19 protein-coding genes are annotated in these 22,348 nt (G+C 66.4%); 11 read left to right on the forward strand and 8 right to left on the reverse strand.

Annotated features, from left to right (window positions below; genetic code table 11):
- The first annotated feature begins 52 nt into the window (after positions 1–52).
- The 5 genes from BES08_RS19840 to BES08_RS19860 are packed head-to-tail and all read left to right on the forward strand — an operon-like array spanning position 53 to position 6,644.
- Complete coding sequence (locus BES08_RS19840) at positions 53–1,786, forward strand: N-acyl-D-amino-acid deacylase family protein (RefSeq protein WP_069709567.1); 1,734 nt, start codon at positions 53–55, stop codon at positions 1,784–1,786.
- A 23-nt stretch (positions 1,787–1,809) separates the two neighbouring features.
- Positions 1,810–2,982: a M24 family metallopeptidase gene (locus BES08_RS19845; protein ID WP_069709391.1), complete on the forward strand. Its 1,173-nt coding sequence runs from the start codon at positions 1,810–1,812 to the stop codon at positions 2,980–2,982.
- Entirely contained in the window at positions 2,972–4,294 is a 1,323-nt protein-coding gene (locus BES08_RS19850) for an MFS transporter (RefSeq protein ID WP_008829296.1), read from the forward strand. Before BES08_RS19845 ends, BES08_RS19850 begins: the two co-directional genes overlap by 11 nt.
- A gap of 19 nt (positions 4,295–4,313) precedes the next feature.
- The gene (locus tag BES08_RS19855) at positions 4,314–5,681 is read left to right on the forward strand and encodes an LLM class flavin-dependent oxidoreductase (RefSeq protein ID WP_069709392.1); all 1,368 of its coding nucleotides are present in this window, start codon (positions 4,314–4,316) and stop codon (positions 5,679–5,681) included.
- A 33-nt stretch (positions 5,682–5,714) separates the two neighbouring features.
- Complete coding sequence (locus BES08_RS19860; RefSeq protein ID WP_069709393.1) at positions 5,715–6,644, forward strand: alpha/beta fold hydrolase; 930 nt, start codon at positions 5,715–5,717, stop codon at positions 6,642–6,644.
- Positions 6,645–6,651: 7 nt separating this feature from the next.
- Here the strand turns inward: BES08_RS19860 and BES08_RS19865 are convergent, their stop codons facing one another.
- The 4 genes from BES08_RS19865 to BES08_RS19880 all read right to left on the reverse strand — a co-directional run bounded on the left by BES08_RS19865 (position 6,652) and on the right by BES08_RS19880 (position 10,487).
- Complete coding sequence (locus tag BES08_RS19865) at positions 6,652–7,560, reverse strand: LysR family transcriptional regulator (protein ID WP_069709394.1); 909 nt, start codon at positions 7,558–7,560, stop codon at positions 6,652–6,654.
- Positions 7,561–7,628: 68 nt separating this feature from the next.
- Positions 7,629–8,447 (reverse strand): alpha/beta fold hydrolase, encoded by an 819-nt coding sequence (locus tag BES08_RS19870; RefSeq protein ID WP_069709395.1) that lies wholly within the window; start codon positions 8,445–8,447, stop codon positions 7,629–7,631.
- Between the two features lie 2 nt (positions 8,448–8,449).
- Complete coding sequence (locus BES08_RS19875; protein WP_069709396.1) at positions 8,450–9,772, reverse strand: MFS transporter; 1,323 nt, start codon at positions 9,770–9,772, stop codon at positions 8,450–8,452.
- A gap of 130 nt (positions 9,773–9,902) precedes the next feature.
- The gene (locus BES08_RS19880; protein WP_008829290.1) at positions 9,903–10,487 is read right to left on the reverse strand and encodes a cysteine hydrolase family protein; all 585 of its coding nucleotides are present in this window, start codon (positions 10,485–10,487) and stop codon (positions 9,903–9,905) included.
- 86 nt (positions 10,488–10,573) lie between these two features.
- On the opposite strand from BES08_RS19880, the gene BES08_RS19885 reads away from it, so the two are divergent.
- Positions 10,574–11,299, forward strand: coding sequence for an NUDIX hydrolase (locus BES08_RS19885; protein ID WP_008829289.1), 726 nt, complete (start codon positions 10,574–10,576; stop codon positions 11,297–11,299).
- An 11-nt stretch (positions 11,300–11,310) separates the two neighbouring features.
- Positions 11,311–12,615, forward strand: a complete 1,305-nt coding sequence (pncB, locus tag BES08_RS19890) for a nicotinate phosphoribosyltransferase (RefSeq protein ID WP_008829288.1) — start codon at positions 11,311–11,313, stop codon at positions 12,613–12,615.
- A 151-nt stretch (positions 12,616–12,766) separates the two neighbouring features.
- Here the strand turns inward: pncB and BES08_RS19895 are convergent, their stop codons facing one another.
- The gene (locus BES08_RS19895; protein ID WP_069709397.1) at positions 12,767–13,837 is read right to left on the reverse strand and encodes a glycoside hydrolase family 76 protein; all 1,071 of its coding nucleotides are present in this window, start codon (positions 13,835–13,837) and stop codon (positions 12,767–12,769) included.
- Between the two features lie 117 nt (positions 13,838–13,954).
- On the opposite strand from BES08_RS19895, the gene BES08_RS19900 reads away from it, so the two are divergent.
- Positions 13,955–16,219 carry a S9 family peptidase gene (locus tag BES08_RS19900; RefSeq protein ID WP_069709398.1) on the forward strand — a complete coding sequence of 755 codons (2,265 nt, stop codon included), beginning with the start codon at positions 13,955–13,957 and terminating at the stop codon, positions 16,217–16,219.
- Between the two features lie 107 nt (positions 16,220–16,326).
- On the opposite strand, the gene map is transcribed toward BES08_RS19900, so the two are convergent.
- From map to BES08_RS19915, 3 genes are all read right to left on the reverse strand, one after another.
- Positions 16,327–17,112 (reverse strand): type I methionyl aminopeptidase, encoded by a 786-nt coding sequence (map, locus tag BES08_RS19905; protein WP_069709399.1) that lies wholly within the window; start codon positions 17,110–17,112, stop codon positions 16,327–16,329.
- A complete protein-coding gene (locus tag BES08_RS19910) occupies positions 17,109–17,339 on the reverse strand; it encodes a ParD-like family protein (RefSeq protein WP_036528515.1) in 231 nt (76 codons plus the stop codon). The genes map and BES08_RS19910 overlap by 4 nt, the downstream gene beginning before the upstream one ends.
- A 102-nt stretch (positions 17,340–17,441) precedes the next feature.
- Positions 17,442–19,529, reverse strand: a complete 2,088-nt coding sequence (locus tag BES08_RS19915) for a TonB-dependent receptor (protein WP_036528517.1) — start codon at positions 19,527–19,529, stop codon at positions 17,442–17,444.
- A 233-nt stretch (positions 19,530–19,762) separates the two neighbouring features.
- Here BES08_RS19915 and BES08_RS19920 point away from each other — a divergent pair, with 233 nt between their 5' ends.
- From BES08_RS19920 to BES08_RS19930, 3 genes are all read left to right on the forward strand, one after another.
- Positions 19,763–20,341, forward strand: a complete 579-nt coding sequence (locus tag BES08_RS19920) for a nuclear transport factor 2 family protein (protein WP_036528519.1) — start codon at positions 19,763–19,765, stop codon at positions 20,339–20,341.
- The gene (locus BES08_RS19925; protein ID WP_036528521.1) at positions 20,338–20,940 is read left to right on the forward strand and encodes a nuclear transport factor 2 family protein; all 603 of its coding nucleotides are present in this window, start codon (positions 20,338–20,340) and stop codon (positions 20,938–20,940) included. Before BES08_RS19920 ends, BES08_RS19925 begins: the two co-directional genes overlap by 4 nt.
- A 97-nt stretch (positions 20,941–21,037) precedes the next feature.
- Positions 21,038–22,339: an Hsp70 family protein gene (locus tag BES08_RS19930; protein ID WP_069709400.1), complete on the forward strand. Its 1,302-nt coding sequence runs from the start codon at positions 21,038–21,040 to the stop codon at positions 22,337–22,339.
- Positions 22,340–22,348 lie beyond the last annotated feature (9 nt).

Here is a 22,348-nt window from a genome sequence, read left to right on the forward strand (position 1 = left end):
TGCCTGCACCCCGCTGCACACGGTATTTCAACTCGAGCAGATGGATACGACGATGAGCGAATACGATCTGGTCATTCGCGGCGGCACTGTCGCCGACGGCACCGGAGCCGATCTTTTCGAAGGCGACGTCGCGGTGCGCGGCGGCAAGATTGTCGCGACAGTGGCCATCTCCGGCTCCGGGCGCGAGGAGATCGACGCGCGCGGCAAGCTGGTCACGCCCGGCTTCGTCGACATCCACACCCATTACGACGCCCAGGTCACCTGGGACACGCAGTTCTCGCCATCGACCAATCACGGCGTGACGAGCGTGCTCATGGGTAACTGCGGCGTCGGCTTCGCCCCCTGCCGACCCGACATGCGCGAGCAGATGATCGACGTCATGGAAGGCGTCGAGGACATTCCCGGCATCGTCATGGCCGAGGGCCTGCCGTGGAACTGGGAGAGCTTCCCGGAATACATGGACGCCATCGAGCAGCGCCCCATGGATGCCGACTTCGCCGTCGCCGTCCCGCACATTCCGGTGCGCGTCCACGTCATGGGCCAGCGCGCCATCGAGCGTGAACCCGCCACCGGCACCGACATGCAGGCCATGGCCGCCATCGTCCGCGAAGGGCTGCAGGCAGGCGCCTTCGGGTTCTCCACCACCCGCGTCATCGGCCACCGCACCGCGAGCGGCGACCAGCTCCCGGTCACCACCGCGAGCGAGGACGAACTGCTCACCATCGCCATGGCCATGAAGCCATTTGGCCGCCACTTGTTCATGTCGGCTTCCGAATTCGACACCGGCAACGGCTTCTCGTCCGAATTCCGCATGCTCTCGCGCGTGGCGGAGGCTTCGGGCCAGACGGTGACCTTCCCGCTCCTGCAGTACAACGAAGCGCCCGATCGCTGGCGCGAGATCGCCGACGCCTGCGCCGCGAGCCGGGCGCAGGGGATCGACATCTATGGACAGGTCGTCGGCCGCCCGGTCGGCGTCCTGTTCGGCCACCAGTTGTCGCTCAATCCCTTCCGGGGCTGCCCGACTTACGACGCCATCGAGCACCTGCCCCTCGTCGCCCGCGCGCTGGAAATGCGCAAGCCCGAGATAAAAGCCGCGATCCTCTCGGAAATGGGCCTGCCGCTCGACCCAAAGACGTATCCCGCGTTCATGCGCGAAGTCTCCCAGTGTTATGCCATGGGCGAGAACCCCGACTATGCCCCGCCCGAAAGCGCCCGCTTCGACATTATCGCCGCCCAGCGCGGCTGCAGCGTCCACGAAGTCGCCTACGACGCCCTGCTGGAGGAGGATGGCCAGGCCATCCTCTACTTCCCGGCGCGCAACTACACGCACTACAACCTCGACGTCGTCCACCACATGCTGCGGCGCGAGGACACCGTGCTCGGCCTCGGCGACGGCGGTGCGCATGTCGGTGCGATCTGCGACGGCAGCATGCAGACGTTCCTCCTCACTTACTGGACCCGCGACCGCGTGGGCGAGCGCTTGTCGATCCCCGAAGCGGTTCGCCTGATGACCGGCCACACCGCCCATGTCGGCGGTTTCGGCGATCGCGGGATCATCGCGCCGGGCTACAAGGCGGACCTCAACGTCATCGACTACGACCGCCTGCGCCTCGCCCCGCCGCGCGCCAGCTTCGACCTTCCCGCCGGTGGCCGCCGCCTGACGCAAGGGGCGAGCGGCTACGCCGCGACGATCCTCTCCGGCGTCGTCACCGCCCGCGACGATACCCCCACGGGTGCCCTGCCCGGCCGCCTCGTGCGTGGCCGCCGCTCCGCGCCTGTCGCCTGATACCTCCAGACGGAACTGACCTGATGCTCATCAATCGAGACCGCGCCGACACCCTGATGGACTGCGAGGACATCGCGGTCGTCGTCGCCTCGACCCCGATCAATACCTACTACCTCTCCAGCTGGGCGACCGACGCAAGTTGGGGCTTCGGCGATCTCGCGCTGGCGATCCTGCCGCGCGACCATGCGCTCGATGCCGCCGTGCTGACCCTCGAGGTCGACATGGGCCAGCCCCAGCAAGGGCAGGGCACGTGGATGGCGGTGCGCGGCTACGCCCGCAAGCCCGGCATCGGCGCGGGCGGCGTGCAGGCCGCGCTGACCGCTGAGGGCCTGCCGCAGAACCATCAGGAAGCGGTAGCGCAATACTTGCGCGAACTCGGCCTCGACCGCTCGCGCGTGGCGTTCGAGGATCGCGGCCTCGGCCTCGACGTCAACGAACTGCTCGGCGGCACCATCGACGTCGTCCCGGCGCGCGATCTCCTGCGCGACATGCGCATGGTCAAGACGCCCGCTGAGATGGCCAACATGCGCGCCGCCGCCCGCAAGACCGAACTGTCGCTCCAGCTCTCGGCCGAGGCGCTTGCCGCCGGGGCCACCTGCGCCGAGGCGGAGCGGGTGTTCTGGTCCGCCGCCGCGCTGGCGGGCGGCCGCCCGGTGTTCCTGCTCATCACGCCCTACCGCCCCGGCTTCGGGCGCTTGCCCAAGAATGCCGAACTGCAGCAGGGCGACATGGTGACTTTCGATGCCACCGCCGAGTTCTCGCACTACACCAGCGACATCGGCCGCACCGCAGTCATCGGCGAGCCCTCGCCCGAACAGCTCAAGCGCTACAATGCTACGCGGCTTGGCTGGCAGGCGGCGCTGCCGGAGTTCCGCGCCGGTCGCCTCTCCAGCGACGTGGAGAAGGCCGTCGTCGCCTCGATCCAGGCCCACGGCAACCCCGAGTTCCGCGCCTGCGGCCTCCACTCGGTCGGGCTGGAGCACACCGATCACCCGCATCCGGGCGGAGGCATGCACAGTTTCGAACTAGTAGACCGCATGGTCCTGAGCTGCGACCTGCCCTGGATCGGCCCGGAGATCGGCAAGTTCCACTTCGAGGACATCATCTACCTCGACGGCGACACGGTCGAGATCCTCAACGATGCCGACGGCCGCCTGATGGCCTGCATCGACGGGCGCACCGTTCGTGTCGACTGACACCCCGGCGCCCTTCCCTCCGCTCCGCCAGACGCTCTGGCCGATGCTGCTGCTTTTCCTCGCGGCCAATTTCTATAGCATTGACAAGGCCATCGTCGGCGTGCTGGCCGAGCCGATCAAGGCCGACCTCGGCATCGACGACATCCGCATGGGTCTGCTCATGGGCCTCGCCTATTCGCTGCTGAGCGGAGTGTGCGGGCTGTGGCTGGGCTCTCTGGTGGACCGACATGTACGCAAGCGCGTGCTGGGCGGCGCGATCATCGTCTGGAGTGTGTCCACCGCGCTCGGCGGCCTCGCGCCGAATTTCGAGACGTTCTTCGTGTTTCGGGCCCTCGTCGGCCTTGGCGAAGCGGCGGTCGCGCCTGCCGCCATGTCGCTGATCGCCGACATGTTCCCGCCCGACCGGCGCGGCCGGGCGCTGAGCGCCTACCTCATCGGCGCGACGATCGGCACCGCGCTGTCCTCGGTGATCCCGGGCGCGATCCTTGCAGCGCAGGTGCATATCGCGCTGCCGGGCTATGGCCTCGTCGTCCCGTGGCGCAGCGCGTTCCTGCTCTGCGGCATCGTCGGCCCGGCCGTGGGCCTCGCCTTCCTGACCATTCGCGAGCCCGTCCGGCGCGGCCTTACCGCTGAGGCAAAAGCGCCCGCGCGGGTGGGTGAGAAGCTGGCCTATCTCGGCCGCCAGCGGAAGCTGGTCGTGCCGCTGTTTGCGGGTTTCTGCCTCTATTACCTCGCCTTCGTCGGTGTGACCTCATGGACCGCGCCGCTGCTGATGCGCACTTATGGGCTGACGCTACCCCAGATCGCCAACCTGCTCGGCCTCGGCATGCTTATCGCTGGGGTCTCCGGCTACCTGCTCGGCGGCTTCGCGGCCGACACCCGCAAGGCCGGGCGCATCGGGCTGATGGCGGTGCTGCCGCTGGTCGCCCTGCCCACCGCGTTCGCGGGCTATGCGCCAGGCCTTGGCCTTGCCATTGCGGCGCTCGCCACGATCAGCCTGACCACGCCGATGCTCAACGTCGCGATGAACGCGACCGTGCAGGAGATCGTGCCCAACGACATGCGCGGCTTCTCCTACGCCTTCCTCAGCGTCGTCGCGGCCTTGCCCGCAGGCGCCGGAGGGCCGTTCGCCATCGCCTTCGTCTCGGAGAAGGTGCTCGGCGATCCATCTCGCATCGCCGCCTCGTTCGTCCTCGTCGTCCTGCCCTGCCTCGTGCTGGCGGCGGCCTGTTTCGCGGCCGCCGCGCGCGCCTATCGCTCCGCCCCGGCGGATGGCGAACTGGCGCGCGTCATCGGCGCCAGCCACTTGTGATCTCTCCGGAGCCCGTACCATGCCCGACCCCAACCAGATGATTTTGGCCACCTTCATCCACAACAGCGGCGCGCACCCCGGCGGATGGCGTTGGCCCGGCGCGCCTGCCGTAGACCAGCACGACTTCGCCCACTTCGCTCACCTCGCCCAGACGGCCGAGCGCGGGAAGATGCACTGCTACTTCTCAGGCGATTCCCAAGGCTTTCCGAGCATTTCCGGCAAGGACGCCTTCGCCGCTACCGATTACGCGGGCAAGCTGGAGCCGACCACGCTGCTCGCCGCGCTGGCCGTCGTCACGAAGCACATCGGCCTGATCGCCACCGCCTCGACCACGTACAACGAGCCTTACGCGATCGCCCGCCGCTTTGCCTCGCTCGACCATATCTCGAAGGGCCGCGCGGGCTGGAACGTCGTCACCTCCGCCAGCGACGGCGAAGCGCGCAACTTCGGGCGCGACCTGAACATGGACCACGACGCCCGCTACGCCCGCGCCGAGGAGTTCGTGGACGTAGCCAAGAACCTCTGGGACAGCTGGGAGGACGGCGCGATCCTGCGCGACCGCGACGCGGCGCGCTACTTCGACCCCGCCAAGGTCCACGAACTGGGTCACAAGGGCGAGCACTTCTCCGTCGCCGGTCCGCTCAATGTCGCCCGCCCGCCGCAAGGGCACCCGATCATCGTGCAGGCGGGCGGCTCCGGCCCCGGCCGCGCGCTGGCCGCGCGCACCGCGGACATGATCTTCACCGCCGCCAGTTCAGTGGAAGTCGCGAAGGAGTTCCGCGACGACATGCGCGCCCGCGCCGCCGCCTTCGGCCGCAACCCGGATCACGTGAAGATCATCCCCTCGGTCCAGTTGATGGTCCGCGCCAGCGAGGCGGAGGCCCGCCGAGCCGACGAGGAACTGCTTGACCTCGTGCCCGAGGCTCTGGCCCTTCGCACCCTCAGCCTGCAACTCGGCGTCGATCTCTCGCACCTCTCGGTCAATGATCGCTTGCCCGACCTGCCCGAGACCAACGGCGGCAAGTGGGTGCAGCAGTCGATCATCCGCATGGCCCGCGAGGAAGACCTGCCGATCGGGCTGCTTGCCCGGCGCGTCGTCGTCTCGCGCGCCAGCTTCTCCTATACCGGCACGCCCGAGCAGGTGGCGGACTTGTGCGAGAACTGGTTCCGCGCGGGCGCTGCGGACGGGTTCTCGCTCTCGCCCAACTACCAGCCCGGCGTGCTGGAGGATTTCGTCGACCAGGTCATCCCCATCCTTCAGAAGCGCGGCCTGTTCCGCGCCGAGTACGAAGGCGATACCCTGCGCGAGAACCTCGGCCTGCCGCGCCCGGAAAATGCCTTCGTCGCCAATCCCGCGCTGGGGTGCGAACCCCGCATGTGGGCCTGACCGCTACAGCCACTTTCGAAGAGGAATAGGACCATGTTGAGCCGTCGTGATGTTGCCCGGGGTATAGGTCTGGCCGGAGCAGTCAGCGCGTTTCCCGCCCTCGCCGCGCAGAAAGCTGCCAGCCTGCCGACGCCCCCGAAAGGCCAGTGGACCCGCTTCGGCGAACTGCGCCGTGCGGGCGGCGTGCTGCACTATGCCGTGATCGGAGAGCCGGTTGTAGGCAAGCTGCCGGTGGTGCTGCTGCACAAGCTGGGTGGCTGGCTGTCCGACTGGCGCCATGTCGCGCCGATGCTGGCCGAGGGGCGGCAGGTCTATGCCTTCGACCTTCCCGGTCACGGCGGCTCGCGCTGGGACGGCCCGGCGCCCTACATCCAGAGTCTTGGCGAGACGGCCGCGCTGCTGGTCGGTGCTTTCGACGAACTCGGCTTCGACAAGGTGGACCTGATAGGCACCTCGCTCGGCGGCTGCCTCGCCGTGCCGCTCGCCGCATTCTGGCCGGAGCGGGTGGGCAAGCTCGCGCTCGTCTCCTGTGCTCTCGGCCATCGCCGCTCACTGGCCGAGATCAAGGTTGCGGTGGACGACAAGCAGGGCACCCTGTTCGACAAGAATGGCGACCCGGTTCCGACGCCGCCGGAACTGCTGTCAAAGACCTTCGGCATCATCAATACCGGCCCGATCAATGCCGAGGGCATCCTCAGCCGCAAGTCGGCGGGCAAGTGGATCCAGCCTTCCGAACGCGGTGTCGCGATCACCGAGATCGCCGGAACCATGAACCGGATCGAAGCCCCGACGCTGCTGGTCTACGGCCAGTTCGACAAGGCCTACCTCAAGTTCCGCAGCGCCGCGGAAGCCGAACTGAAGCGCGGCAAGACCATGATAGTCGAGAACTCGGGCGCCTTCGTGATGCAGGACAATCCGCCTGCCACGGCCCGTGTGCTGAAGGCCTTCCTCGACGAGACGTGACTGGCGCTCAGTTCGGCTTGCGAGCGCACCATTGCCGGATGGTCGCCTTGAGCAGCCGGACGGTGCGGGTCTCGTAGCGATCCTTGAGAGTAATGAAGCCGAAGGCGGGCGCCGGAATTTCCGAGCCCGCCAGACGCTTCAAAGTGCCGCTCGCCAGTTCGTCGGCGACAGCCTCGCACGCGACCATGCCGATCATGCCCGAGTGCAGGATCATGGCCTTCACGAAAGTCGTGGACGAGGCTTTCACCGACTTGCTCTGAGGTCCGTAGCCGAACCGGCGCAGCATGTTCACGACGTCGTCGTTGTCGATCGGATCGGCCGTCTCGTAGGCGCTGACATGCGCCCAGACGAAGTCGGTGCCCCTGGCGAAATCGTCCTCCGTCAGAGCGAAAACCGGGTGGTCCGGCGCGGCGACGACGGCATATTCGCGCTTGAACAGCGGCTCGAATTCCAGCGCATCGTCGGCGTAACCTTCAGGCAATCCGCAGAACGCGAAGTCGAGATCGCCTGATGACAGCAGGTCCAGCAGCTGCGTCGTGTAGCCTTCGCGCACCCACATATCCACGTGGCCCGCCTGCTCGACGAACTGGCGCATGGCGCGGCTCATAGTATCGTTCATGATGATCGGATGCACCCCCACCGCCACCTTGGGCACGCGGTTGGCGGTCGCGAGGTCGTGGAGAATGCGCTGCTCCTCCATCAGCATGAGGCGCGCGCGCTGGACCAGCTTCTCGCACATCTCGGTCGGGCGCACGCCGTTGGGGCCGCGCTCGAAGAGGCTGGTGTTGAACTCCTCCTCCAGCTGGCGGATGCTGAGCGTCAGTGCGGGCTGCGTGATGCCGACCATCTTCGACGCCTTGCGCAGGCTCCCGCTCTCGTAGATCGCGATCATTCGCTTGAGCTGCACGAGGTTCACGGGTTTTCCTTTGCCTTGGCGACCTAATCGGCGGACAATGTGGCATGTCCGCCGCCCGGCTCAAGTAATCAGCTCAGGTGAGCGTCGATCTCGCCGACGACGCGCGCGTTTTCCAGCTTGAGCACGCCATGCTTCACCCCGAGGAGATCGACGCGGCGGGCGTTGGGATAGTGGTGCGAGTTGGCAAGCGTGGGCTCCCACAAGTCATCCTCGGGGTTCATCACCAGCACCGGCTGCGCCACTTCGGCCATCGCGCCGAGGAAGTCGAAGCGATAGACCGAGATATAGCCCCATGGCATCCGCCCGCCGAGGCGCAGGCACTCGGCCATGCTGATGTGACGCTCTTCGTAAGAGATGCGCGGGTCGCTCAGTTCGCCGATGATCGCCCAGAGCTTTTCGACATGCGCCAAGTCCGGACCCGGGGGCGGGAACGCCGTGAGCAGGTTGGCGAGCTTGGCTTCGCGCTGCTCGGCCGGAAAGGCGGCAAGGCCGAAGACCACTGCGCGGCGAACCCGCTCCGGCAGACTGCGGGCAAGCTGCGTGGCGATGATCGAGCCGGTGTGAAAGCCCATGACGTCGAACTGACCGGCCTGGATCACGCCCCCGGCCGCGAGGTCGGTCATGAACTGCGCCATGATTTCGGCGAAATCCTCGATGGTGACCGGCTCGGGCGGGGAATCGCTCATGCCGTAGCCCGGCGTATCGACGGCGATCACGGTGCGCTTGGCCGACAAGGGCTCCATCACCGGTAGCCAGTCGCCGCTGTTGCTAGGCGTCTGGTGGAGGCACAGCAGCGGCGGCAGGGCGTCAGGGGTGTCGCACTTTGCGATGCGATAGTGGAGTTGGCCGAAGCGGCTCGGCGCATAGCCGCGCAGGATTTTGGACATGGTCAGTTCCGTTGGTCGGAGGTGATGCGCGAAGCCGCGCGGAAAGCGAGCAGCGACGCCGCGATGAAGGCACAAAGCCCGACGATCGCCATGGATCGACCCACCGCCGCCGGGGAGGCGAACACGGACTCGGTCAGCCACGCCACGGCCAGCGGGCCGAGCGAGGCGCCGATGATCGTCATGACGAAGGCATAGAGCGCAACCGCGAAACCGCGCACCTTGGTGGGCGTGATCTCCGAGATCACCGACAGCATCGTGGTTCCGTAAATGGCGCTGACCAGCATGATCTCGCCCAGCATGACCATGGCCAGCGGAGCGCTGCCGGACAGCAGCGGCAGGCACGAAGGAATGCCGAGCAGCGACAGGGCTCCGGCAAGCCGCGTCCGCCCACGCGCTCCCGAGCGCGCGCCGACACGGTCGACGACGACGCTGGCGACGAGCGCTCCGGCGACCGACCATGCGATCTGGCTGGTGCCGAGGCCCTTTCCGGCCGCGCCGACGTGATACCCGAAAGCGCGCGTGAGGAACACGGCGCCCCATCCCGTCGCCACCGAACCGCCCATCGCATAAAGCGCCAGCGATCCGTAAAGCGGCAGGAACACCCCGCGCTGCGCCGCCAGCAGGCCGAGCCCCTCGGCGAAGGAGAGCTTCGGCTCCGACCCGGTGACGGCATCGCTGCGGCGTGCGGGTTCGCGCAGCAGGAACAGCAGAATCACGATCAGCAGGCCGGACGCTCCCACAAGCGCGAAGGCGATGCGCCACGGGGCGAGTTCACCGATGATCGGCAGGCCCGCGAACACGCCCTTGGGGGCCAGGTCCAGGATCACCCCGCTGACCAGCGAGCCGAGGCCGTAGGCGATCATGCTGCCGAAGACGTAAAGCGCCATGGGCCGTCCGCGCCGGTGAGGCGGAAACAGGTCACTGATCATCGTCACCGCGCAAGGCCCCAGCACCGCCTCGCCGACGCCGATGAACAGACGCGAGGCGAACATCGATCCGAACCCCTGCGCAAAACCACCCGCGATCGTCGCCGCGCTCCAGATCACGATCCCGCCGATAAGCAGGCGGCGCCGGTTCACCACGTCCGCCACGGCGCCCAGCGGCAGTCCGACGGTGACGTAGAAGATGGAGAACGCGAACCCCTGCAGCAGCGCGAACTGCATCTCGCTGATCGAAAGATCGCGGCGAACCGGATCGATCACCAGAGCCAGCATCCCGCGATCGATGGTGGACACGATCTGCGCCAGAAAGAGCGTGCCGACGGTGACCCAGGCGACGGCGGGGCCGATGGCCCTGTCCGTTCCGGGCTGGTCAAGTCGCGTCATGGTAGTTCCTCAGATGGGGGCGTACCGACCCTTACCCCATCGGAAGGCGAGATCACGAAAGCGACGGTGATTATCCACTGGACGGCAAACCGCCGGACAGTGAGGATTTATCTATCGGTGCAACAGTTGCTCATCCGGCCAGGCACAGGCGATCCTCATGGCCAAGTTCCTGCGCCACGACATGGGCATCCTTGCCGATCCCGCGCGTCAGCGAAGCGGGCATCTCGACCTTGAAACCGCGCGTGAGCAGACCCTCCACGGCCCAGCGCACGCAGAAGTCAGCGGCCACTCCCACCACAGTCACGCAGTCGATTCCTCGGCCGGCGAGATCGCGGAAGAACGCATCCCGCTCGAACTCCTCGCCCTGACCGGAGCGGATGCGCAGGTCCGCTTGCTGCCACATGTCGAACACACCCTTTTCCAGTGTGTACAACGGGATGGCAGAATCTATTGCGGCTACGTCGAGCACGCTTACCCAGCCTGCGGTGCCCTTCTGGCAATGAATGGGGAACTGTTCCGCCTCTGCAGAGCCAACATATTCCGCAACGACATGGGTATCGAACGTCATGAGCACGCCTGCCACCTCGCGCGGGTCGAGCGAGGCCAGCCAATCCTGCATCGGCGCGACGATCGCCTCGGCATCGGGGACCGGAAGCGCCCCGGAACTCCGCACGAAATCATGCTGCATGTCCACGACAATCACGAAACCGCTCATCGGACCCTCCGGGTACTGCTGATGCGCTTGACATATACTCACTGTGAACATAAGTAAAGCGCATCTTGCGCATAAGGGTTCAGGACGTGCTCCAGGATGAGGCCGAATTTCTGGCGGGTTACGATGCCCAAGGCTACGATCGCCCCTCGGTCGCCGTCGATCTCGTGCTCATGTCGATAGTCGATGGAGCCCCGGCGGCCCTGCTGGTCCGACGCGATGAGCACCCTCATGCAGGCAGTTGGGCGCTGCCCGGCGGGTTCGTTTCGGTCGATGAGGATCTGGACTCGGCCGCGCGCCGGGTGCTCGCCGACAAGGCGCACATGGACGGCGCCTATGTCGAGCAGCTCTACACTTTCGGAGCCCTCGAACGCGATCCGCGCATGCGGGTGATAAGCGTGGCCTATTTCGCCCTGCTTCCGGCGGATCGCTTCGCTGCCGCGCTGGAGGCCGATCCCGCGTTGTCGCTGGCGCGGATCACTATGCCGGGCGACGGCAAGGCGCAGGCTGCGGGCAAGCACGGCCGCCTGTCGCTGGCTTTCGACCACGCTGAAATCCTCGGCGTCGCGATGCAGCGGCTGCGGGGCAAGATCGACTACTCCTCCCTCGCCTTCGCGCTCCTGCCCGAGCGGTTCACCCTGCGCGCCCTGCAGGACGTGCATGAAGCGATCCTCGGCCAGTCGCTCAACAAGTCGGCCTTCCGCCGCCGCATGCTCGACCGGGGCTGGCTTGAGCCGACCGGCGAGCGCGAGACCGGGGCCTCGTTCCGCCCCGCCGAACTCTTCCGTTTCCGTCCGATCATCCCCAACGCCTGAGCAGGTCCACCATGGTTTTCACCGACATCGCCACGCGCACCTACAACCATAACTGGCGGCTCGACCCGATCGTGCGCAGCCTGCTCGACACCGATTTCTACAAGCTGCTGATGCTCCAGATGATCCGGCAGCTTCACCCGCAAGTGAACGCGACCTTCGAACTGATCAACCGCACCCGCAGCGTGCGTCTCGCCGATATCATCGACGAGGCGGAACTGCGCGCGCAACTGGACCATGCGCGCTCGCTGCGGTTCGGAAAGAAGGAACTGATCTGGCTGGCGGGCAACAGCTTCTACGGGCGCAGACAGATGTTCAGCCCGGAATTCATCGCGTGGCTGGGCGAGTTCCGCCTGCCGGAGTACGAGCTTCACCGGCGCGACGGCCAGTACGAACTGCGATTCCACGGCCCCTGGACGCACACGATGATGTGGGAAATCCCGGCGCTCGCGATCATCAATGAACTGCGCTCGCGCGCGGGCATGAAAGGGCGCGGCCGGTTCGAACTGGATGTGCTCTATGCCCGTGCCAAGGCCAAGTTGTGGGAAAAGGTCGAGCGGCTCTCAGCCCTGCCCGACCTCGTCATCTCGGACTTCGGCACGCGGCGGCGCCACGGTTTCCTGTGGCAGCGCTGGTGCGTCGAGGCCCTGAAGGAAGGACTGGGCGAGCGCTTCATCGGCTCCTCCAACGTCCTGCTGGCAATGGACGCGGACCTCGAGGCGATCGGCACCAACGCGCATGAACTGCCGATGGTCTACGCCGCCCTCGCCGACGGGGAAGAAGCGGTTGCCAGTGCCCCGTACCGCGTGCTCGAGGACTGGCAGGCGCACTACGGTGGCAACCTGCTCATCGCCCTGCCGGATGCGTTCGGGACCGCGTCGTTCCTCCGCCATGCGCCCGAGTGGGTCGCGGACTGGACCGGTTTCCGCCCCGACAGTGCCCCGCCGATCGAAGGAGGCGAGCAGATCATCCGCTGGTGGCAGGACAAGGGCCGCGATCCCCGGACCAAGCTGCTGATCTTCTCCGACGGCATGGATATCGACAGCATCGAGGCGACCTATCGCCACTTCCACGGCCGAGTACGGATGAGCTTCGGCTGGGGCACCAACCTGACCAACGACTTCCGCGGCTGCGCGCCCTTCGCGACGGACGATCTCGATCCGATCTCGCTGGTCTGCAAGGTGGTGGAAGCCAACGGCCGTCCGGCCGTCAAGCTCTCCGACAATCCCGCCAAGGCGACCGGGACCCCGGCGGAGATCGAACGCTACTTGCGCATCTTCGGGGAAGCCGGGCGCCAGACCGCTGAAGTGCTGGTCTGACCGCTGCTGCGCCGGCGTTCAGTCCAGCGTGAACGTGGCCGATTGAAACAATCATCGTCATCCCCGCGAAGGCGGGGACCCATCTGATGAGGGCGCAACAGGAAACCGCAGGAGATGGGTTCCCGCTGTCGCGCGAATGACGGCGATAGAATTAGCGATCCGCGCCCAGTTGCCTTGGCGGTGCTTCACGCTTTGCCCCCGATGCAGCAAGCAGCATCGCAAGGCCCGAGGTCTGCGCCGCCGCGTCCGTCGGGGACGATGCCTCCGACCAATCGCCTGCGACGGCCCGGGTGCCGCCATCGCTCAGGGTCCAGACTACTTCGGCGTTGCGATCGGCCCAGGCGGCAAGTTCCGCGCGTTCAGGCTCATTCGTCATATCGTCAAGCAAGTGCCCAAGATGAAAGGCGAACACGCCCTTGAACATCCGCCCGTCCGCACCGATCGAGGGCACCGGCTCACGCAGGATGCCCCCGGGGTTGGACAGCTTGCGGGTCGCCGCGAGCGCCGTCCTGACCGCCAGCGCGCGATACTGTGCATCGCCGGTGATGCGGGTGAGGTCGCTCAGGCCACCCAGCAGCACGCCCTGATTATAGGTGAAGCGCGGCTGGCCATTGTTGTGGCAGGCGGCATCGAGGCCGTCGTTCACCAGCCCATCGCCGTCGATCATCGTCGATCCTTCGAACCACGTCCATGTCCGCAAGGCCCAGTCGCGATAGCTCGCCTCGCCGGTCGCAAGGTAAAGCTGCGTCGAGGCGTAGAGCAGGAGTTCGTTGGTGATCGCGTTCTTGTACGTCCGCTTGCGGTCCCACCAGATACCTCCGCCGCAGCGATCGTCCCAATAGCTGGTGACGATGCGCCGATAGGTCGTGCTGGCATAGTCGAGCAATTCGGGATCGCGATCGACCTGCCAAGCGTGAACGTTGGCGATCACCGCCCACAAGTCGTCGTCGTTGAGATAGAGCCCGGAGCGATTACGCACTGCTGCAGAAACGCGCGCGTTCCAGCGATCGTCCCCGGTGCGGCGCGCATGGTCAAGCAGGGCATCGACGATCACGAAGCGTTGCCACGCCTCGCTCTGCGCCCAGCCGTCCGGCTTGCCCCACTGCCCGTCGAGATAGGACGCAGCCGCGCGGGCGCGCGGTGCCCATGCATCGTCCTGCGCACGCGCGCTTCCGGCACAGGCCAGCGCAAGCAGCCCCATCGACAGGCCCGCCGCCAACATCTTCTTCAAACTGTGGTCTCCCCGCCGACCGGTAAGCGCATGACGCTCCACATAAGAAATGCCAGGGGCAGCGCCAATGGCTTTCCCTTGCACGGACCTGTCATTAGGACATGGGACATGAACAGAGCCCGTCTGCTGAGCGCCTGCATCCTCGCCGCGCTGCCTTCTGCCGCCCTTCCCGCCTTCGCTGCCCCCGCCGAACGGAGCGCTTCCGCCATGCCCGAAACCGTACCAGACCTGACCTTCGACCGCGTCTTCGCCAGCCCCTCGCTGGATGGACCGCAGCCGCGCGCGGTCAAGGTCTCTCCGGACGGACGCTACATCACGCTGCTGCGCGGCCGCACCGAGGACAAGGACCGCTACGACCTGTGGGCCTACGACCGCCGCAATGGCGAATGGCGCATGCTCGTCGATTCCCTCAAGCTCGGCTCCGGCCGCGCGCTGAGCGAGGCGGAGAAGATGCAGCGCGAACGCCAGCGCGTCGGCAGTCTCAAGGGCATCATCTCCTACGAGTGGACCGAGGGCGGCGAAGCCGTGCTGGTCCCGCTCGACGGCGACCTCTACCTCGCCGGGATCGACGGGTCCGTGCGCCGCCTGACCGACTCTCCCGAAGACGAGCTGAACGCCGCGCTGAGTCCGAGGGGCGCCTACGTCTCGTTCGTGCGCGACGGGCGGCTCTACGTCGGCCCGCTCGGCGGGACCGAGCACAAGCCGATCACCCCGAAGGAAACCGCCGACACCGTCCACTGGGGCGAGGCCGAGTTCGTCGCGCAGGAAGAAATGGCGCGCATGGACGGCTACTGGTGGGCGCCCGACGACAGGCTCATCGCCGTCGAGCGCTATGACGAGGCGCCGGTCGGCGTGGTCACCCGCACCGCGATCGGCGCCGAGGGCACGCACACTTACCAGCAGCGCTACCCGGCGGCGGGCACGCCCAATGCCCTCGTCTCGCTCCATGTGATGAAGCCGGACGGCAGCGGCCGTGTCGAAGTGGACCTCGGCCCCGACCGCGACATCTACCTCACCCGCGTCAACTGGGCGCGGGACGGGCGCACGCTCTACGTCCAGCGCCAGAACCGCGAGCAGACCCGCCTCGACATGCTGGCGGTCGATCCCGCGACTGGGAAGAGCCGCGTCCTGTTCACCGAAGAGGCGGCCAAGGGCAGCTGGGTCAATCTGACCGACAACTATCGCTTCCTGAAGGATGGCAGCCTCGTCTGGTGGTCGGAGCGCGACGGCTACGGGCACCTCTACCATTTCCGGAACGGCAAGTGGCAGCAGCTGACTTCGGGCAAGTGGATGGTGACCAAGCTCGTCTCCGTGGACGAGGCGAAAGGCCGTGTGCTGTTCCTCGGCAACCGCGACGACGTGCTGGCACCGCAGCTGTATGCTATCGACCTCGCGAAGCCCGGCACGCCGAAGCAGTTGACCGAGGCAGGTTGGGCCAATGCCGCTTCAGGAAGCCGGGACGGATCGACGGTGCTCATAACCCGGTCTTCGACCACCCAGCCCTCGCAGACTTACATCGCGGACGAGAACGGCAAGCGCCTTGCCTGGGTGGAGGAGAACAAGCTGGATGCCACGCATCCCTATGGCCCCTACATGGCCAGCCATAGACCGACGACGTTCGGCACGATCAAGGCAGCGGACGGCTCCGACCTGCACTGGATGATGATCACCCCGCCGCTCAAGCCCGGCAAGCGCTACCCGGTGTTCTTCGAGCATTACGGCGGCCCGCACGTCCAGACGGTGACGCGCGGATGGAAGGGCGCGCTGGCGCAGGCGATCGTCGACAAGGGCTACATCTACTTCGAGATCGACAACCGCGGCAGCGCCAATCGCGGTGTCGCATTCGAATCGCAGATCCATCAGGCCATGGGCACGGTGGAGGTGCAGGACCAGCGTGCCGGGGCCGAGTACCTTAAGACTCTGGACTTCGTGGACCCGGCCAAGATCGCGACTTACGGCTGGTCCTACGGCGGCTACATGACGCTCAAGATGCTGGAGGCCGATCCGGGCCTCTACGCGGCGGGCATCTCCGGCGCGCCGGTGACGAAGTGGGAACTCTACGACACCCATTACACCGAGCGCTACATGGGCGATCCGCGCAAGGTCGCCGATGCCTATCGCAAGGCCGACACGCTGGACGATGCGGGCAAGATCGCCGATCCGTTGCTGCTGATCCACGGCATGTCGGACGACAACGTGGTGTTCGAGAACAGCACCACCCTCATCGCGAAGATGCAGGGTGAGGCGACGCCGTTCGAGATGATGCTCTATCCTGGCCAGACCCACGCCGTGCGCGGCCCGCGCATCAGCGTGCACCTGTGGAACAGCATCTTCGGCTTCCTCGAACGCCACGGGGTGAAGCCGGAGGAATAACTCCGGACCATCACCTCGTCATTGCGAGCGTAGCGAAGCAATCCAGAGCCGCGTAAACCGCCCTGGATTGCTCCGCTACGCTCGCAATGACGAGGTTGGTGAAAAGTTCAGGCGGCCTTCCTGCGCCGCACCATCTCGCGCTCGTCCGAGCGTAGCGTCAGCACCGATACGCCGGTGGCGGTGACGGCGACGGTATGTTCGAACTGGGCGGACAGCGAGCCGTCCTTCGTCCGCACCGTCCAGCCGTCGTCTTCCGTCCAGACGCTGCGGCGTCCGCGATTGAGCATCGGCTCGATGGTGAAGACCATACCCTCGCGCAGCATCATCCCGGTGTTCGGCCTGCCGAAGTGGAGGATCTGCGGGTCCTCGTGCATCTCGCGGCCGATGCCGTGGCCGCAGTATTCGCGCACGATCGAATAGCCGTGGCGCTTGGCGTGCTTCTCGATCGCCGCGCCGATATCGCCCAGCCTTGCGCCCGGACGGACGGTGCGGATGCCTATCCACAGGGCCTCGTAAGTGACCTGGACCAGCCTGCGCGCTGCCGGATCGACATTGCCAACCATGTAGGTCTTGCTGGAATCGGCGATGAAACCGTCCTTCTCCAGCGTGATGTCGAAATTGACGATGTCTCCGTCGCGCAGCACGTCCGACGACGACGGCACACCATGGCAGACGACGTCGTTGACCGAGGAATTGAGCACGAAGCCGTAACCGTACTGCCCCTTGCTGGCAGGGCGCGACTTGAGATCATCGACGATGAACCGCTCGACGAGGGTATCTATATCGAGCGTCGACTTGCCGATGAGCGGCACGGTGTCGAGCATCTCGAAAACCGAGGCCAGCAGCCGCCCCGCCTGCGCCATCAGCGCCAGTTCTTCGGGAGTCTTGGTCACGCCGCCTCAATCCTCAACGGTGAAGATTGGGCCAGCGTCGGCGGCAGGACCCCGGCCGAGCTGAGTTCCCGCTCCATGATCTGGGCGAAGCTGAGGCCGGGATTGGTCTCGCACAGCATGCCGACCTTGATCCAGTACGCGGCCTGCGCGTTGATCGAGCGGCAGGAAACCTTGCTCGCGCGGCGGACCTGCTCGTGCAGGTCGTCATCGATGCTCACGATGCCCATCGGGAAGTTCCATATATGATTCGTATATGAACCATATATCGCAGGCTTCGCGCATCGCAAGAGTGCCCCGCCGCGATCGACTCGCGGCGGGGCGGTTAGGCATCAGCGCGCCGGGCCGCCGAAGCGGAAGCTGGCTTCCACGCCCAGCGTGCGCGGGCGCAGGCGGTTCGAGGTGATGTCGAAGCTCGTCGGACCGATCTGCTGCACCTGACGGAAGCTGGTGGCGCCGTTCTCGTCGGTCAGGTTGTCGGCGAACAGGGCGATGGTCAGCTGCGCGAACTCGACGCCAATCCGCGCGTCCACGCGGTCGATCGTGTCGCCCGGCAGGAACGCGGCGTAGGACGAATTGCGGCGCGGCGAGCTGTGCTGCCAGCCCACCCGGCCGAACGCCTGCACGGTGTCGGTGATCGCAGCCGCATAGTCGATCGAGGCGTTGGCGGTGAACTTCGCCACGTCGTCCACGGCCGAACCCTTGACGATGGCCGTGCCCGCTACCGCGTCGGTGTACTCGGCATCGACGTATGCGCCGCCCGCCGAGAGCGTCAGGCCCGAGACCGGCTGCGCGACGAGGCTCAGTTCGGCGCCCTTGGTGTGGGTGCCGTTGGAATTGACCAGTCCGTTGAAGGACGTTCCCGGGATCGGGATGCGGACCGCCACGTCCTTCCAGTCGCTGTAGAATACCGCAGCCTCAATCGAGAGCTTGCGCTCCCACAGCTCGGCCTTGGCGCCCACTTCATAGGTCCAGATCGAATCCTGGCTCAGTGCCGCGGGCAGTTCGACGCCGTAGATCGGACCGAGGATCAGCGGCACCGTCGGCTGCAACTGGCCCGAGCGGAAGCCCTTGGCGGCGCTGGCATAGATCGTGGTGTTCTCCACCGGATGCCAAGCCACCGAGAAACGCGGGTTCCACGACTTGTAGGTGTCACCCGGCTGGTCGGTAACGACGCCGGAATTCGCCTCGAAGCCGCGCAGTCGGTCCTCGAAGTAGCGCAGGCCGGCGGTCAGATCGACGGGCACGCCGGGCAGCGTGTAAGTCGCCTCGCCGAACAGGGCGCGGGCGCGCGAGTTGATCTGCGCGTCGTTGTCGATGCCGCGTGCGGGGAACTTGACGGTGTCGTTGCGCTGGGAATCGCGCGCATAGGCGCCCACGGTCCACTTGAGCGGGCCGTCGCCGGTCGAGGCAAGGCGCAGTTCGTGAGCGTCGAGTGCGATGTCGATGTTCGTCTCGATGCTGCCGATCGAGGACATGCCGCTCTGCGGCACCCCGAAGTCGCTGTGCGTGTAGGAGTAGAACAGCTCCGCCCCGCCGAGATCATAACGGGCGGTGGCGCCATAAAGCTCCATCCGGCTCTTGCTGTAGGGCACCGTGCCGCGCGTCTGCTGATCGTCGTCGCGTGCGCTCGATCCGCCCGCCGGGAAGTCCGACTTCGACCACCAGTAGCTGCCGGTGATCGACAGGCGGTCGACGGGATCGAAGCGCAGCCTCGCACGGAAGGTGTCGTAGGTCTGGTCGTTGACGTTGGTTGCGCCGGTGCTGCTGTTGTCCACCCAGCCCTGGTAGCGTTCATGGGTGCCTGCGACGCGAACGGCGAGCACTCCGGGCACGATAGGTGCATTGAAGGCACCCTTAGCCCCCCCGTTGGTGCCGCCTCCGCGCGTGTCCGAGACCATACCCAGACCCTTGGCTTCCCACTGGTCGAGGTCAGCGCCGCGCGTCAGGATGCGCACGGTGCCGCCCATCGAACCCTCGCCAAACAGCGTCCCCTGCGGCCCGCGCAGGATTTCGACGCGGTCGAGATCCCAGGCGCGCACGTCCGGGCTGAGCGGCACGGTGACGCCGGTGAACGGCAGGTCATCGAGGTAGTATCCGTTCTCGTTGGCACCCAGCGAGGTCGAGATGCCGCGGATCGTGATCTTGGTGCCCAGCGCCGAACCACCGTCATAGATGCCGACACCGGGTGCTTCCTGCAGGAAGTCCGCCAGATTGGCCGCGCCGCGCTTCTCCAGCGCCGCGCCGCTGACCGCGGTGACCGCGATTGGCACATCGACCGCGCGTTCCTCGCGCTTGCGGGCGGTGACGATGATGTCGCCATCGGCATCCGCCGCACCGGGAGCCTGCTCTTGCGCCATGACCGGCGTGCTCATGACAGCCGCACAGACCAGCGCAACGTGACTGACCATACGAACCATAGAAATCTTCCCCCTGAGTCCCGAGACACGCACAAGCGGCCTCCCATCCAGAGGCGCGACTAGGCGATATTCCATAATCTATGGTTAAGATCGGGCTTACATTCCGCCGGGCCTTGGTTGCCGGCCATGCAATTATATAAACAATCACGATTGTTTTATTTTATCGAAACCTTATCCTCGACCACATGGATCGGCGTCCAAAGCATGCTGCCGACCACTATAGGAGAGGCCCTATGGTCACCGATGCCGAGATTGAGGATCTCGTCGCGCGACGCGACATTTATGCCGTTCTCACCCGCTATTCCCGCGCACTGGACCGCTGCGACGTGGACCTCATGCGCAGCGTCTATTGGCCCGACGGCACCGACAGCCACGGCGTCTTCGACGGCAATGCGGCCGACTTCGCGGACTTCATCGTGCGCGAAATCCAGGAGTGGTTCGAGGTCACCATGCACGGCCTCATGAACGTGCACATGGAGATCGCGGGTGACCGCGCCGCGACCGAAACCTATCTCTTCGCCTATCACAAGGTACGGGAAAGCAAGGCGCAGGAAATCTTCGGTTCGCGCTACATGCGAATGTTCGCGGGGCAAGGTCTCGATCCGGCGCACCACACCTTCTACTTCGGTGGGCGCTATCTTGACCAGTTCGAGCGGCGCGCGGGAGAATGGCGCATCCTGCACCGCAAGGTCGTGATGGACTGGAACGACAACCACCCCTCCAACGAGATTCTTGATCAGGGCATGTTCGCCACCCTGCGCCCCCTCGGCGAACGCGGCCCGGGCGACCCGGTCTGGGCCAACCGCCCGTGAGCCCCGCCCTCTCCGCCCGCGAACGGCTTGCCGAACTCGTCGCGGCGCGCGACGTGGAAGCCGTTCTGACGCGCTACTGCCGCGCCCTCGACCGCGCCGACCTCGCCCTCATGAAGACCGTGTACTGGCCCGATGGCGAGGACATCCACGGCATCTATGTAGGCCGTGCCAGCGAGTTCGTGCCCTTCATCATCGGCGAGATCACGCAGTACTTCGCCATGGGCACGCATTGCCTGCTCAACATCCACATCGAGGTGTCCGGCGATTTCGCCGTTGCCGAGAGCTATCTCTATTCCGCCTGCCGGGTTCGGGCCGGGATGATCGAGGCCCTGCTCGGAAGCCGCTACTTAGGCCGCCTTGCCGGTCATGGACTGGACCCGGACAACGCGATGTTCGTAATGGCCGGCCGCTATCTCGACCGCCTCGAGCGTCGCGAAGGAGAGTGGCGCATCCTGCGCCGGCAGGTCATCACTGACTGGAACGACCCCCGGCCTTCGAACGAAATCCGCGACGAAGGGATGCATGCCAGCCTGAGGCCCATCGGCGAATGGGGCAGGAGCGACCCGGTTTACGCCAACAGCCGGTTCGCGGCGGATTAATTCGTCCGGCGCGGCGGCAGGCCCTTGACGCTGCCCTGCGGGCGAGGGCACGAGCGTGGGCCGCGTCCCTCTCCCATCATCGGGCCATGCAACGACCATGAACCTCGCTCGCAAGCGCATTGGCGCGGGCATCGATTTCGGCACCACCAACAGCGTCGCCGCCCTTTCCCTCGATGCCGAGCCGCAGCCGCGCCTCGTCGCGCTGGACGGCCCCGAGGGCAGCGGCGAGGTGTTCCGCTCCGCCTTGTGCTTCTGGCAGGAGGAAGGCGTGCCCGGCGGGCTCGCGGTGGAGGCGGGGCCGCACGCCATCCACGAATACCTCGAATACCCCAGCGACAGCCGCTTCCTGCAGTCCTTCAAGTCGGTCGCCGCCAGTCCCGCGTTCGACAGCGCTTCGGTCTTCACCAAGCGCTACCGGTTCGAGGACCTCGGCCGTATGTTCCTGCAGAAGTTCGCTGCCCACGCCGGCGGCGAACTCGACCGGCTCGATCGTGCGGTCATCGGGCGTCCCGTCCATTACGCCGGTGCGCGCGCCGACGAGGGGCTGGCCCGGCAGCGCTACGACGCGATGTTCGGAGGCTTCGCTAGCGAAATCCACTACGTCTACGAACCGCTTGCCGCCGCGTTCAGCTATGCCTCCCGACTGGACGAGGCGGCTACCCTGCTGGTCGCCGACTTCGGCGGCGGCACCAGCGACTTCTCGGTCGTGCAGGTCCGCGAGCCAGGCGCCGCCCAGCGCTGCGTGCCGCTGGGCCATGCGGGCGTCGGCATCGCGGGCGACCGTTTCGACCAGCGCATCGTCGACCGGCTCGTCCTGCCGCAACTGGGCAAGGGCGGGCAGTATCGCTCGTTCGACAAGGTGCTGGACATTCCCGGCGGCTACTTCGCCGACTTTGCCGACTGGTCCAAGCTCGCCTTGATGCGCAACCGGCGCACGCTGGACGAACTCGATCGCCTGCGCCGCAGCGCGGTGGACCCGGCCGCGATCGGCCGGATGATCGCGATGATCGAGAACGAACTGGGCTTTCCCCTCTACGATGCCGTCGGCTGCCTCAAGCGCGCGCTCTCCAGCGAGGACCGCGCCGAATTCCGGTTCTCCGGCGCAGGCGTGGAAGTGCAGGCCAGCGTCACCCGTGCCGAGTTCGAGGACTGGATCGCCGAAGACGTCGCGCGGATGGCCGGGGCAGTGGATCAGGCTCTCGAAACGGCAGGCTTGGGCGAGAGCGACATCGACCGCGTGTTTCTGACCGGCGGCACTTCGCTGGTTCCGGCTGTGCGGTCGGTGTTCTCCAGCCGGTTCGGCGAGGGCAAGCTGATGTCGGGCGGGGAACTGACCTCGATCGCCCACGGCCTCGCCCTCGTCGCGAGGGAGGACGATCCTTCCGCGTGGGCGGCATAACCCTTGCCG

The organism is Novosphingobium resinovorum (assembly GCF_001742225.1).
Classification (GTDB): Bacteria; Pseudomonadota; Alphaproteobacteria; order Sphingomonadales; family Sphingomonadaceae; genus Novosphingobium; species Novosphingobium resinovorum_A.